The organism is Idiomarina sp. 017G (assembly GCF_004362265.1).
Lineage (GTDB): Bacteria > Pseudomonadota > Gammaproteobacteria > Enterobacterales > Alteromonadaceae > Idiomarina > Idiomarina loihiensis.
Window position 1 is genome coordinate 733,176 of record NZ_SNWT01000001.1, and the last position, 13,517, is coordinate 746,692.

Below are 13,517 nucleotides of genomic sequence, written 5' to 3' on the forward strand. Positions count from 1 at the left end.
AGTATAAATGCTCACACTAGCTAATGTTGCGTTATTAAGCCAGTTAGCACTTCAGCAGCCCGGAGAGACGGATAAAAAACCGGAGGACTGCTCTTTTGAGCAGATCGAGTTCACTATCAATTTTGCTGTGGGACGCCTGAACCATTGTGAGAAAACAGGTGATAATCAATACAAGCTTTTTCTGGAGCCTGAACGGGAAAAAATTAACCCAAGTCCCTGGTATGCTTTTGCGGTAAAAAATAAAACTGAAACAAGCCAAACAATCGATATTACTTTGGTCGCCAGTGAAGGGGTTTCTCGATATAAACCCAAACGTAGTGAAGGCGATGATATTTGGCACGCAATTCCATTTTCTGAGGGCGACGGCACGCTTCAATTTGAATTAACCCTTTCAGGCCAAACCAAAGAGTATATTGCCGGACAGGAGATTATTGATAACGTTCATTATATTGAGTGGCTCAGTAGTCTTATTAAAGAGCCGCAACAGACCGAAGTTATTTCTCTTGGTGTCTCCAGTGAAGGGCGTAACCTGGCAGCTCTGGAGCATAGAGTTGAGTCCAGCGATAAATGGATAATTTTAATTGGCCGTCAACACCCTCCCGAAGTTACCGGCGCGTTAGCACTACTGCATTTTGGTGAGTTGCTGTTTAGCGACGAGCCTTACGTCGTTAAATTTCGACAAAAGTACAACATTCTATTGGTACCCAATATGAATCCGGATGGGGTCTATCATGGTAACTGGCGCTTAACCGCGGCAGGCATCGATATGAACAGAGACTGGAAAAATCTGACCCTGCCGGAAACTCAGGCCATGGCTAATTATCTCAAAAAGCTGGTTAAAGACGGCGGCAAAATTGAATTTGCAATTGACTTCCATTCTACCAGAAAAAATGTGTTTTACACCATGCCTGAAGACTACGAACCCCGCAGTGGCGTGCCTTTGAGAAACCCTCAAAGAGTCTACAACTGGATTGAGGAAATTGAAGAACTTGTCGGTTCAGTAGAACTTGATTATCAGCCCGGAGCTCATCCTGAAAGTGGTGTTTTTAAGCAGTTTATCGCTGATGAATTTGCCGCTCACGCGGTGACCTATGAAGTAAGTGACAACGAAGAACGCAATAACATTAAAAAGGTTGCGGAAGCCGCTCTGATCTCTTTAATTAACCGCTTAGATTAAAGGTTTCGTAAAGGGCCTTGCTGACTGACCGAGGTGTAGCTAGCTTTAAAGAGAGATAACCGCTTGGTTACTTTTTTGAATAACTACTCTCAACTAAGGAAGCATTATGAAGAAAACATTAATTGCAATTGCATTGATTGGAACTTCAACTAGCGCGTTTGCCGACTCTCCTAACTGGGATAAAATTCAGGCCTCCTACATAGAAACCGATATTGAAACGCCTATCGACGAAGACATTACAATGGATGGTTACGCCGTAGCCGGCTCGCTTTCATTAAGTGACTCAATTTTTGTATTGGCCAATTTCGACTCCGTTGGTGATGAATCGGATCTCGGTGATGTTGATTTAGATTCACTTAATGCAGGTATCGGCTTTAATCACGGTATCACAGAGTCGACCGACGTCTTCGCCACAGTTACATACGAAAAGCTTGAACTTGTTGGTTCAGTAGACGCCCTTGGCTCAGAATCTTTCGATGAATCAGGATACGGAGCCGGCGTTGGCATTCGTTCAATGATCACCGACTTTTTTGAGCTGTCGGTGAAAGCTGACTATCTGGACATTGATGACGAAAATGGTATTCGTTATGACGCTTCAGCTTTCTTTCACTTAACCAGTAACCTCTCTCTTGGTGTTGGTTATAAACTCTACGATTTAGATGAAATCGATCAGGACGTCGATACTGTCGCCGCAACAGTCCGGTACAGCTTCTAACTCTCAGTCTAAATGCTTAAACGCTGGCGTGCCAACTTCTATAGAGACACGCCAGCACACCACTCCAATATTTTTAATTTTTCTAATTCATTATTTTTACTGCAAAAAACCGATCTAACTTTAAGAAACCTCCGTAGCTCTCTATACTCTATTAGTAAATTTAGAATAAACGCTTAAATTTAAAGCGTAAGAGTACCTATTTTTATACAGGGGAGAGCAAATGAATAAAAAAGAAGAGGAAGTGCTCCGCGGTGACAAAGACCTCGAGCGCGAGCGCAAAGCCGACGACCCAATGATTCCTGACGGTGAAGTCAATCCAATCGATACGGATTACCAAGTAGGACAAGATAACGTTGTTATGAAAGTAGGACCTTTTGGTCTGGATTTCCATAACCGCGTATTCGCTATCTCCGGACTTGCGATCGTCGCCTTTGTGGTGATTACTTTAATGTTCCAGAATCAGGCGGAGCCGGTATTCACAAGTACAAAAAATTGGTTAACCGCTAATTTGGACTGGTTCTTTATTGGTGCAGCTAATATTTTTGTGCTTCTGTGTCTATTCTTAATTGTTTCACCATTAGGGAACGTGCGTTTAGGCGGCACTGAAGCAACCCCCGACTTTTCTTACCTGGGCTGGTTTTCAATGCTGTTTGCCGCAGGCATGGGTATTGGACTCATGTTTTACGGTGTCTCTGAGCCGATTACTCATTTTAGTGCTGCATTTGGTGGAACTGAGTTTAACGCGGATGGTATTCGTACCGACTCAGCACCTCTTGGCGGTGCTGGCGGTGACCAGGCTGCAGCAATAAAATTAGGCATGGCTGCAACCATTTTTCACTGGGCTCTGCACCCATGGGCTATTTATGCCGTTCTTGCTTTAGGTTTAGCCTTATTTTCTTTCAACAAAGGCTTACCATTAACAATACGCTCTATTTTTTACCCAATTCTGGGCGAGCGCGTATGGGGCTGGCCAGGACATATCATTGATATTATCGCAATACTGGCAACCTTATTCGGTCTTGCAACATCACTTGGACTGGGTGCTTCTCAGGCGGCAGCAGGACTAAACTTTTTATTCGGCTGGGCTGAAGGTGATACCACCGATGTGCTGCTGGTTATGGGGATAACCGCTATCGCATTAATTTCAGTTCTTGCAGGCCTGGAAAAAGGTGTACAGCGACTATCGCAAGTGAATATGTCACTGGCGGCTATTCTGATGCTGTTTGTCATTATTGTCGGCCCGACGGTAGCTATTTTCACCGGTTTCGCGGAAAACCTTTACAATTACATTGTTAACCTCCCAGCCCTGTCAAATCCGGTTGGACGAGAAGACCTGGGTTACTCTCAAGGCTGGACATCGTTTTACTGGGCATGGTGGATTGCATGGTCACCTTTTGTAGGTATGTTTATTGCCCGCGTTTCAAGAGGCCGTACAGTGCGTGAGTTCTTAATCTCTGTATTACTGATACCCTCTCTGGCCTGCGTATTTTGGATGACAGTATTCGGTACCGCGGCAATAGAGCAATTCGTTGCGGGAGCTGAGCAAATAGCCAGTGAAAAGCTTTCACTCAAACTGTTTATTATGCTGGGAGGCTTGCCCTGGACAGAAGTAACATCGTTTGTGGGTATTATTCTGGTTATGGTATTTTTCATTACCTCGTCTGATTCAGGCTCGCTGGTTATCGATACCATAAGCGCAGGCGGTAAAGTTGAAGCACCGGTACCTCAGCGTATATTCTGGTGTACGTTTGAAGGGTTAGTCGCAATTGCGCTGATACTTGGCGGTGGTCTCGTTGCCCTGCAGGCAATGTCCTTATCCTTAGGCTTACCGTTTACCATTGTTTTATTGGCTTCCTGTTTTGCAGTCGTTCAGGGATTGCGTTCCGAGCCAAGAGTTGGTAAACCTGCTAAGTAGCTATTAGCGAAAGCTCCTTACCCATTTAAAAGCGGCGCTGAAGCGCCGCTTTTGCTATAACAGGTACAATTATGGAAGCCGAACATCTGGAAATTCTGAATTTTTTACGTCGTTTCCCTCCTTTCAATGAGTTACCTGAAGACGAACTTGTTGAGCTTGCCAAAAACACTGAAATCAGCTATTTCAAAGCCGGCTCTCAAGTACTTGAATATAATGAGTCAATTTCTGATTTATACGTCATTAGGAACGGTTCAGTAGAAACCTACAACCGTAACGGCGACCTGTTTAATCGTTTAAGCGAAGGTGGTTTTTTTGGTGAAGCGGGTTTACTGCGTAAAGGTCGTGTTCGCTACCCCGTCAAAGCACTAGAAGATACGCTTATCTACTTTATTCCCGGCAGTTTATTTAATCGCTTGTTCGATGAATATGACAGCTTTGCCGACGCAGTTGAAGTTGAAGGGCACAGGCGCATAAATCAAGCAGTAAAAGAGCAGGAAAATCGTAATGAATCGCTTTCTGCAACCGTCGATACAATCATTACGCGTGAGCCGGTTTCTATTGATTTGAATGCCAGCATTCATGATGCAGCCGCTAAAATGACAGATGAAAAGGTATCATCACTACTTATTATCGATGAAACACAGCATCTTCCGGTGGGCATTATAACGGACAAAGATCTGCGCAAACGTGTTCTGGCGGTAAACCGCTCCAGCACCCATCCTGTGTCTTCTATAATGACCGAGAACCTGACATTTGTTCAGCATAATAACCGCGTGTTCGAAGCTTTGTTGATAATGATGCGAACCAACCTTCACCATTTGCCGGTGCTGAAAAAAGGTCAGGTTGTAGGTGTCATAGCTTTATCGGATGTGGCACAGCATGAGTCAAAAAGTACTCTGTTTATTGTCAGTGGTATTTTTAAGCAAAACTCTATTGAAGAGCTAACCGAACTTGCAGAAAGTGTCCGCGCCAGTTTTGTGCGCATGGTTAACGAAGATGCGAACTCGCGGATGATAGGTTCGGCAATGGCTACCATTGGTCGTTCGTTCAAACAGCGGCTTTTAGAGCTTGGCGAGGAGAAATTCGGACCGCCACCGGTGCCCTACTGTTTCCTGGCTTTGGGTTCAATGGCACGTGACGAGCAAAGTATTGTCACGGATCAGGACAACGCTATGGTTTTACACGACGATTTTGATCCCAAACAGCACGATGCCTACTTTAAAGAGTTAGCGGGCTTTGTGGCCGACGGCTTAAATGCCTGCGGCTATACCTATTGTACGGGCGGCATTATGGCCACCACCGATGCCTGGCGACAACCGTTAAAAGTGTGGAAAAACTACTTTACCGACTGGATTGAAAACCCGTCACCGGAAAAGCTGCTGCACTCCTCCATATTTTTTGATTTGGACGGCGTCTGGGGGCAACAAAAATTCGCCGATGAGCTCAATTCACTGATACGAAAAAAAGCCAAAGGAAATAAACGGTTTTTAGGCTCTATGGCACGTAATGCGCTAAACCGCACGCCCCCTCTGGGCTTTTTTAAAGACTTTGTCATGGAAAAAGATGGCAAACACCGTGACAGCATCAATACCAAACGTCGCGGCACCGGCCCTGTTGCAGATTTGATCCGTGTTCATGCTCTGGCCATTGCTTCATCACAGCGCAATTCCTTTACTCGTCTTGAAGACATTATTGATTCACAAATTTTGCCACAAGGTCGCGGACCAGATTTACGTGATGCTCTGGAATTAATTTCTATGGTGAGAATTCGACATCAGGCGTTAGCCATTTCGGCGGGTGAAGTGCCTGACAATAACGTTGCTCCGGAAGACTTATCTCATTTTGAGCGTAAAAACTTAAAAGACGCCTTTCAAATTCTAAGTAACGCACAAAAATATTTGCGTTACCGTTACTCGGGAGGCTAGGCAATGCTTTATCTTGCCCCGGAAAACAAACAAAAACAAAAGCCCAGAAAATCTAAGAACATTGACTGGCCCAAACAATTTGAAACCTTAGAACAGCTGAGCCACTCTCAGGCGCTTAAACGGTATTACAGTCAGGGCATCAGTTCGCCGGATACGCCCATTAATAAAACGCCCATGGTTGCCGTCGACTTTGAAACCACGGGCTTAGATCCTGAACAGCATGGCATAGTCAGCATCGCCGCAATACCTATGACCACAGAGCGGATTTTATTTTCAGAGGCAAAAAGCTGGGTTGTTAAACCACGACGCAGTCTTACGGATGAATCCGTCGTTATACATGGTATTACTCATAGCGAAATTGAACACGCCCCCGATTTAGAAAGTATTATTGATGAGCTACTGGAGCTTGTCGCCGGAAAAGTCTGGGTTGTTCATTACCACGGCATTGAACGCCCTTTCCTGCAACGGGGAATTAAAGAACGCCTGCACGAAAACATCCAGTTTCCGCTTATTGATACAATGGAAATTGAAGCTCGATTCCACCGTAAACCGTTATCCTTCTGGCAAAAACTACTTGGAAAAAAACCGGAATCAATTCGCCTTGCGGACAGTCGTACCCGCTATAACCTACCTTTTTATCCGCCGCATAATGCGTTAACTGACGCACTGGCATGTGCGGAACTTCTGCAGGCTCAGATAGCCTATCACTTTGAGCCAGATACCCCACTTGGTGAGATTTGGCTGCCTTGATCTACTCGTTGGGAGGTACGCCTTAAAGGTGAGCGATTGTCGCGCCTAAGCCGAAATATAATATTCAATTTCGGCTTAGGCGAATCGAGGGCAAATATGAACTGGCTGGGCAATTTATCAATGCGCAACAAACTACTGTTGTTGGTGCTTCCCCCCTTATTTATGATGATGTTTCTTGCGGTAACGAACTTAGTTTCGACATATCAGCGTTACTCAGAAGCACACCATATTGAATTATTAACTGATTTAACCGTTGCCAGTGCTCCCGTGGTTGGGGCCTTACAACGTGAACGTGGTCTTTCAGCACTGACTATGGCCTCTGGCTTCAGTCAGAATAATGTAGACAATTTACAGCGGCAGCGCGATGAGCTGGATCAATTTATTAACCAGTTCTTAACTAAAACACAAAATATTGCAGCTGAAATAACTTTTTCAAAGAAAATTCAGCAGAAAATTGAAGCTGTACAAAACAATAAACTGGATGAGTGGCGCGGTAAAATAGACAGCCGCCAAATGGATCGCCAGCAAATGGTGAACCTTTATACTCAAGCCATAAGCTCATTACTTAGTGTTGTCGACGATGTCATTGCTGAGTCCTCAAATTCGCAAATTACGCGGGAACTCAGCACCTATTCTTTAATAGCAAATACAGCCGAAGCGGCAGGAAAAGAACGAGCGTCTGTCGCTGCTTATTTAGCCTCCGGACAAGCCAATACGAAAGAACTGGCTAAACTGCAAAGTTTGTCCGGACAACAGCATGCGCTATTGGATAACGCCTTCTATGCCGCGAATAAGTCGTTAAAACCGCTGATAGAAGAACTGATAAATTCGTCTCAGCTGGCTAAAGTAAAAGCCACACGCGAGCAGCTTCTGGAAAGCGATGTTTTTTCTCAACTGAGTGGTATGGAATGGTTCCAACTCAGTACTCAATATATCACCAGAATCAATAAAGCGAATCAGGCGGTGCTCGAAGTCGTTAGTGAATCCTCTATAGCAACAGCAAGCGAAACGTTAAGCCAGTTGTGGCTGTTAGTTATTCTGATTTCTGCTTTTATCCTGGCGATTGTAGTACTCACGTTCTTTATTCTGAAAGGAATATACAGCCAGGTAAGAGAGCTCCTCGAAGGCATAGACTTTGTAATGAAAAACAAAGATTTACGCCGGAAAGTTTCAAGTAAAACAACGGATGAACTGGGGAATATTGGTTCGGCTTTTAACCAGTTGCTGGAGAAGTTTAACGCTTCTTTGAATAAAATTGATCAAATGAGTGTTCAGCTTGCCACGGCAACCGAAGAAACAAGCTCTACTGCTTCGCAAAACTCGGAGCAAATAACCCGTCAGCAAAAACAAACCGAACAGGTCGCTACTGCCACTGAAGAAATGAGCGCTACCGCATCAGAAATTAGCGAGAATATTCAACGCGTTGTCGATGCTGCCGATAGTTCCATCAACAGCAAAAACAAAGGTGAAGCCGCTGTTCGCGAAAGTATCAACAGTGTCAGAGCCTTAGCTTCTGCGATAGGAAATGTAGGCGAAGTAATTAGTCAATTGCAGGAACGCAGCGTTAACATTAATCGCGTTATTGACGTTATTCAAAATGTCGCCGACCAGACTAATTTACTTGCGCTAAATGCTGCAATCGAAGCCGCTCGCGCAGGCGAACATGGTCGTGGTTTTTCAGTTGTGGCTGACGAGGTGCGAAAATTAGCAAGCCAGACTCATAATTCAACCAATGAAATTTCTGAAATGCTGACCGGTTTTCAGCAGCTATCAGATGCCGCCTATAAAGATGTGAATGAAAGTAAATCTATAGCCACAGCAACAGAGGAGCAAGCCAGAGAGCTAGAACAGGCTTTTGCAGTCATATCTGAGGACATAAATAGTATCTCCGAAATGTCGACTCAAATAGCGACCGCATCTGAAGAGCAAGTTGCTGTAGCAAAAGATATTGCCAACAATATGGAGTCAGTTAATGAAGCGTCGCTTCTTATTCTGACAGGCTCGCAGGAGATTAAGAGCGTAACCGAGGAACAGGCTAAATCGGCCAGAGAATTACAAGATTTAGCGATGGAGTTTAAAACCGCTTAATTGTTACCTCAATGACTATAAGGCCTGACTTTTTTATTGTCGGGCTTTCTGTTCTCAGGGCGCTCAGAAAAGAGTCTGCGGGTAATTTCTTGTTTAATTCAACGCGTGTGAAGTTAAGTAAAAAGTCTGGACTCTGACGCTAATTAATATCACCCTTGCTCTCTTAGTCTCAAAAAAACCACATCAGAAATTGGTTTTATAAAAAGCAAAAAGGTAACAATAATGAAAATCCGGCTTTCCATGCTTACTTTACTTTTAGGAACAGCATTATCTCATACCTCGATCGCTCAGGATCAAGTGATTAAACCAGCTCCCAGGGTTTCAACTCAGGCTCAGGCTGAGTTTTTTGCTGCTATAAACAAGCTTTGTGGTAATTCTTATGCAGGCGAGGTAACAGTCGATACGCCAACTTCAGAAGGGTTCGAAGGTGACTTAGTGATGCACGTTCGTAAGTGTGGTGAACAACGAATCGAAATCCCTTTTCATGTCGGAGACAACCACTCGCGCACCTGGATATTAACCCAAACAGGCTCAGGTATTAGCCTAAAACACGATCACCGTAAACCTGACGGCAACTATGATCCGTTAACTATGTATGGCGGACATACCACTGACAAGGGCTATGCAACTGCACAATCCTTTCCTGTAGATGCCTATTCTAAAGAGTTATTTATTGAACTTGGCGTCCCGCAATCAAATACAAACACCTGGCAAATGTACATTCACGACAATACCTTTACGTATCGTTTGGTTAGAGAAGGTCGCGAGTTTCGGGTGGACTTTGACTTAACGGAGCCGGTTGAAACACCAGCTACTCCATGGGGATACGCGGACTAAGGTTTGCCGAGTAAAACTAATTAATATCGCTCCAGTGCGTATTTTTATTACTTTTTTCTTCCTTTTCCATTAGCACCAGAGTGAGATAAATTTTGGTGGGCAGCGACAGAATAACGCCAACAGCATTCATCGCTGCCCCCAAAATATAGCCACGAAAATCAATATCATCGTTGCCAATAGTCACAGCCAGCACAACATGCCCTAACAAAATTAGGGTAATGCCGGTGACCATGGCAATTTTAAGTAACTTGACTTGCGTAGCTTTTTCCACTTAAAGAACGTCCCCCGGAATACGCACCTGCCCTTCCATTAACACTCGGGCACTGCGACTCATAATGGCTTTAATGGCTGTCCATTGACCATTCACCTGTTTACATTCAGCGCCTACTTGCAAGGTACCTGAAGGATGGCCAAAATTCACCATAGTACGGTCTTTACCGCCCGCGGCTAAATTAACGGTTGTACCTGGAATAGCTGCAGCAGTGCCGATAGCAACAGCAGCAGTGCCCATCATGGCGTGATGCAATTTTCCCATCGACATCGCCCTTACCAGCAAGTCAATGCCGTTGGCCTTAATGACCTTGCCACTGGATGCGGTGTAGTCTTTTGGCGTTGCCACAAAAGCCACTTTTGGGGTGTGCTGACGGTTAGCCGCTTCGGCAATATCATCAATCAAGCCCATCTTCACCGCGCCATAGGCACGTATGGTTTCAAAGCGCTCCAGAGCTTCCGGACTACCGTTAATGACTCCCTGCAACTCAGTACCGTCGTATCCAATTTCCTCCGCATTGAGGAAAATGGTCGGGATGCCCGCATTAATCATCGTAGCTTTTAATGTACCAATGCCAGGAACCTCTAGATCATCGATTAAGTTACCGGTCGGAAACATGGATTCGCCGTCGGCAGACGGGTCCATAAACTCCACCGGAACTTCAGCCGCCGGGAAGGTGACACCGTCCAGAATAAAGTCACCAGTTTCCTGCACTTCACCATTAACCATAGGCACTTTATTGACAATGGTTTTGCCAATATTGGCTTGCCAGATGCGCACTTCGCACACACCGTTTTCAGGTACACGCTCAGCATCGACAAGACCGTTAGCAATAGCAAATGGTCCTACTGCTGAAGATAAATTCCCGCAGTTTCCGCTCCAGTCGACAAAAGGCTTATCAATAGACACCTGACCGAACAGGTAGTCTACGTCATGGCCTGGTTGCTCACTTTTAGAGACGATAACCGTTTTGCTGGTACTCGAGGTCGCACCTCCCATACCGTCGGTATGCTTGGCATAAGGATCCGGGCTACCGATTACACGCATCAGCATGGCATCACGCACAGCACCCGGCTGTTGTGCCGGTTCGGGTAAGTCCTGCAAACGGAAAAATACGCCTTTCGAGGTCCCGCCACGCATATAGGTGGCGGGAATTTTAATTTGTGGTTTCTGCTTCATTATTAGAACTCCTTAGCTTGCTTCTGCTTCTAAAAAGTCCTGAGCAAAACGTTGCAGCACACCGCCGGCTTCATAAATTGACACTTCTTCTTTGGTGTCTAAGCGGCACTGTACCGGCACTTCTTCACTGTCACCATTGGCACGATGAATCACCAGCGTTAGCTTAGACCCGGCCTCAGGTGTACCTTTCACATCAAAGGTTTCAGTGCCGTCAATATTCAGCGTTTTACGTGTAGTGCCCTCTTCAAACTGCAGCGGTAATACGCCCATACCAATTAAGTTGGTACGGTGAATACGCTCAAAACCTTCGGCAACAATGACTTCAACACCCGCTAAGCGCACACCTTTTGCCGCCCAGTCGCGTGACGAGCCCTGACCGTAGTCTGCACCAGCGACAATAATCAGCGGCTGTTTGTTTTCCATATAGTGTTCAATGGCTTCCCACATGCGCACGGTTTTACCTTCCGGCTCAATGCGTGCCAGCGAGCCCTGAATGACTTTACCGTCTTCGCCTTTCACCATTTCATTAAACAGTTTCGGGTTAGCAAAGGTCGCGCGCTGCGCTGTTAAATGGTCGCCACGATGCGTTGCGTAAGAGTTAAAGTCCTCTTCCGGAACCCCCATTTTCGCCAGATACTCACCCGCCGCACTGTCAGCCATAATGGCGTTTGACGGTGACAAATGGTCGGTGGTGATGTTATCACCCAGCACGGCTAACGGGCGCATGCCCTTCATGGTACGTTCTGCAGCTAATGCGCCTTCCCAATATGGCGGACGACGAATATAAGTGGTTTGCGGGCGCCAGTCATATAGCGGATTGTTTTTCTCGCCGTAATCCACCGACAGGTCAAACATCGGGTCATACACCTTACGGAATTGCTCAGGCTTAACACTCTGTTTCACAATGGCATCAATTTCTTCGTCGCTTGGCCAAATGTCTTTCAGCGTTACCGGATTACCGTCCGGGTCAATGCCCAATACGTCTTTCTCAATATCAAAGCGAATGGTACCCGCTATGGCGTAGGCTACGACCAATGGCGGAGACGCCAGGAACGCCTGCTTAGCATAAGGGTGAATACGACCGTCAAAGTTACGGTTACCAGACAATACCGCCGTAGAGAATAAGTCGCGATCAATAATTTCCTGCTGTATTTTCGGATCCAACGAACCACTCATACCGTTACAGGTGGTACAGGCAAACGCCACCACGCCAAAGCCTAAATCTTCCAACTCAGGCAACAATTCAGCTTCTTCCAGATACATTTTGACCGTCTTAGATCCCGGTGCCAGCGATGATTTCACCCATGGCTTACGGGTTAACCCCAACTTGTTCGCGTTACGGGCAATAAGGCCAGCCGCAATCATATTGCGTGGGTTACTGGTATTAGTACAGCTGGTAATAGCCGCAATAATCACCGCTCCGTCAGGCATTTTGCCCTCTTCCGGGTTCTCAATGTGCTTCGCAACACCACGCTCCGACAGTTCCGATGCCGGTAGCAGCGAATGCGGGTTCGAAGGCCCGGCCAGGTTACGCTTAACTTTCGATAAATCGAACTTAAGTACTCGGCCATATTCGGCAGACTTTAAGCTGTCGGCCCACAATCCGGTTTCTTTGGCAAAATGCTCAACCAATTCTACCTGGTCATCGTCACGACCGGTCAGTTTCAGGTAATCAATAGTTTGATCATCAATATAGAACATGGCCGCAGTCGCGCCGTATTCCGGTGTCATATTAGAAATGGTTGCACGGTCGCCAACGGTTAGGGCTTCTGCACCTTCGCCGTAAAACTCCAGGTAGGCGCCAACGACACGCTCTTTACGCAAGAACTCGGTCATTTCCAACACTAAATCCGTGCTGGTAATACCCGGTTGCAGTTTACCGCTCAGCTCAACGCCAATAATGTCAGGCAAGCGCATATAAGATGCACGCCCCAGCATAACGCTTTCCGCTTCCAGGCCACCAACACCGACAGAGATAACACCTAAGGCATCAACCATTGGCGTATGGCTGTCAGTACCTACACAGGTATCGACAAAAGCGACATTGTCGCGTACCTGAACTACCGGGGACATTTTCTCCAGGTTGATCTGGTGCATAATGCCGTTGCCGGGAGGAATGACATCAACGTTTTTAAACGCCGTTTTGGTCCAGTTAATAAAGTGAAAACGGTCATCGTTACGACGGTCTTCAATAGCCCGGTTTTTTTCAAAAGCGTCTTTATCAAAACCTGCATGCTCAACGGCCAGTGAATGATCAACAATCAACTGGGTTGGTACCACAGGGTTCACTTTGGCGGGGTCCCCGCCTTTTTCAGCAATGGCGTCACGCAATCCGGCTAAATCCACTAAGGCTGTCTGACCTAAAATATCATGACAGACAACGCGTGCCGGGAACCATGGGAAATCGTGTTCTTTTTTGCGGTAAATCAACTGTTCTAACGATTGCGTCAGAATATCCGCCGGGCAGCGACGGACTAAGTTTTCAGCTAATACACGGGAAGTATAAGGCAGGCGCGCATAGGCACCCGGTTCAATCGCATCTACAGCGGCTTGAGTATCAAAGTACTCGAGCGTAGTACCAGCGAGTTTTTTACGGTATGAAGTCATGAGTTACCACTTATCGTCATGGTTAAACGAAAAAAGGAGCAGTAGATGACTGC

General features: G+C 46.0%; 10 protein-coding genes. 7 read left to right on the forward strand and 3 right to left on the reverse strand.

What is annotated here, in order from left to right:
• The first annotated feature begins 7 nt into the window (after positions 1-7).
• From DEU30_RS03600 to DEU30_RS03630, 7 genes are all read left to right on the forward strand, one after another.
• On the forward strand, positions 8-1,177 hold the full coding sequence (locus tag DEU30_RS03600; RefSeq protein WP_011234662.1) for a M14 family metallopeptidase: 1,170 nt from the start codon (positions 8-10) through the stop codon (positions 1,175-1,177).
• A gap of 106 nt (positions 1,178-1,283) precedes the next feature.
• A complete protein-coding gene (locus DEU30_RS03605; RefSeq protein WP_011234663.1) occupies positions 1,284-1,892 on the forward strand; it encodes an outer membrane beta-barrel protein in 609 nt (202 codons plus the stop codon).
• A 292-nt stretch (positions 1,893-2,184) separates the two neighbouring features.
• Complete coding sequence (locus tag DEU30_RS03610) at positions 2,185-3,807, forward strand: BCCT family transporter (protein WP_034821243.1); 1,623 nt, start codon at positions 2,185-2,187, stop codon at positions 3,805-3,807.
• Positions 3,808-3,878: 71 nt separating this feature from the next.
• Entirely contained in the window at positions 3,879-5,732 is a 1,854-nt protein-coding gene (locus DEU30_RS03615) for a DUF294 nucleotidyltransferase-like domain-containing protein (RefSeq protein WP_011234665.1), read from the forward strand.
• A 3-nt stretch (positions 5,733-5,735) separates the two neighbouring features.
• Positions 5,736-6,482 (forward strand): 3'-5' exonuclease, encoded by a 747-nt coding sequence (locus DEU30_RS03620; RefSeq protein ID WP_011234666.1) that lies wholly within the window; start codon positions 5,736-5,738, stop codon positions 6,480-6,482.
• 120 nt (positions 6,483-6,602) lie between these two features.
• The gene (locus DEU30_RS03625) at positions 6,603-8,570 is read left to right on the forward strand and encodes a methyl-accepting chemotaxis protein (protein WP_237699331.1); all 1,968 of its coding nucleotides are present in this window, start codon (positions 6,603-6,605) and stop codon (positions 8,568-8,570) included.
• Positions 8,571-8,792: 222 nt separating this feature from the next.
• Positions 8,793-9,407, forward strand: coding sequence for a hypothetical protein (locus DEU30_RS03630; RefSeq protein ID WP_110013223.1), 615 nt, complete (start codon positions 8,793-8,795; stop codon positions 9,405-9,407).
• A 16-nt stretch (positions 9,408-9,423) separates the two neighbouring features.
• Here the strand turns inward: DEU30_RS03630 and DEU30_RS03635 are convergent, their stop codons facing one another.
• From DEU30_RS03635 to acnD, 3 genes are read right to left on the reverse strand one after another with little or no spacing between them, the layout of a single operon-like run.
• Positions 9,424-9,678, reverse strand: a complete 255-nt coding sequence (locus DEU30_RS03635) for a hypothetical protein (protein ID WP_110013224.1) — start codon at positions 9,676-9,678, stop codon at positions 9,424-9,426.
• Positions 9,679-10,857: a 2-methylaconitate cis-trans isomerase PrpF gene (prpF, locus tag DEU30_RS03640; RefSeq protein WP_114981256.1), complete on the reverse strand. Its 1,179-nt coding sequence runs from the start codon at positions 10,855-10,857 to the stop codon at positions 9,679-9,681.
• Positions 10,858-10,869: 12 nt separating this feature from the next.
• Positions 10,870-13,464: a Fe/S-dependent 2-methylisocitrate dehydratase AcnD gene (acnD, locus tag DEU30_RS03645; protein WP_011234671.1), complete on the reverse strand. Its 2,595-nt coding sequence runs from the start codon at positions 13,462-13,464 to the stop codon at positions 10,870-10,872.
• Positions 13,465-13,517 lie beyond the last annotated feature (53 nt).

Coding starts and splice junctions, on each gene's coding strand:
- acnD (WP_011234671.1), bottom strand. CDS start 13,464: ATGACTTCATACCGTAAAAAACTCGCTGGTACTACGCTCGAGTACTTT.
- prpF (WP_114981256.1), bottom strand. CDS start 10,857: ATGAAGCAGAAACCACAAATTAAAATTCCCGCCACCTATATGCGTGGC.
- DEU30_RS03615 (WP_011234665.1), top strand. CDS start 3,879: ATGGAAGCCGAACATCTGGAAATTCTGAATTTTTTACGTCGTTTCCCT.
- DEU30_RS03605 (WP_011234663.1), top strand. CDS start 1,284: ATGAAGAAAACATTAATTGCAATTGCATTGATTGGAACTTCAACTAGC.
- DEU30_RS03625 (WP_237699331.1), top strand. CDS start 6,603: ATGCGCAACAAACTACTGTTGTTGGTGCTTCCCCCCTTATTTATGATG.
- DEU30_RS03610 (WP_034821243.1), top strand. CDS start 2,185: ATGATTCCTGACGGTGAAGTCAATCCAATCGATACGGATTACCAAGTA.
- DEU30_RS03600 (WP_011234662.1), top strand. CDS start 8: ATGCTCACACTAGCTAATGTTGCGTTATTAAGCCAGTTAGCACTTCAG.
- DEU30_RS03630 (WP_110013223.1), top strand. CDS start 8,793: ATGAAAATCCGGCTTTCCATGCTTACTTTACTTTTAGGAACAGCATTA.
- DEU30_RS03620 (WP_011234666.1), top strand. CDS start 5,736: ATGCTTTATCTTGCCCCGGAAAACAAACAAAAACAAAAGCCCAGAAAA.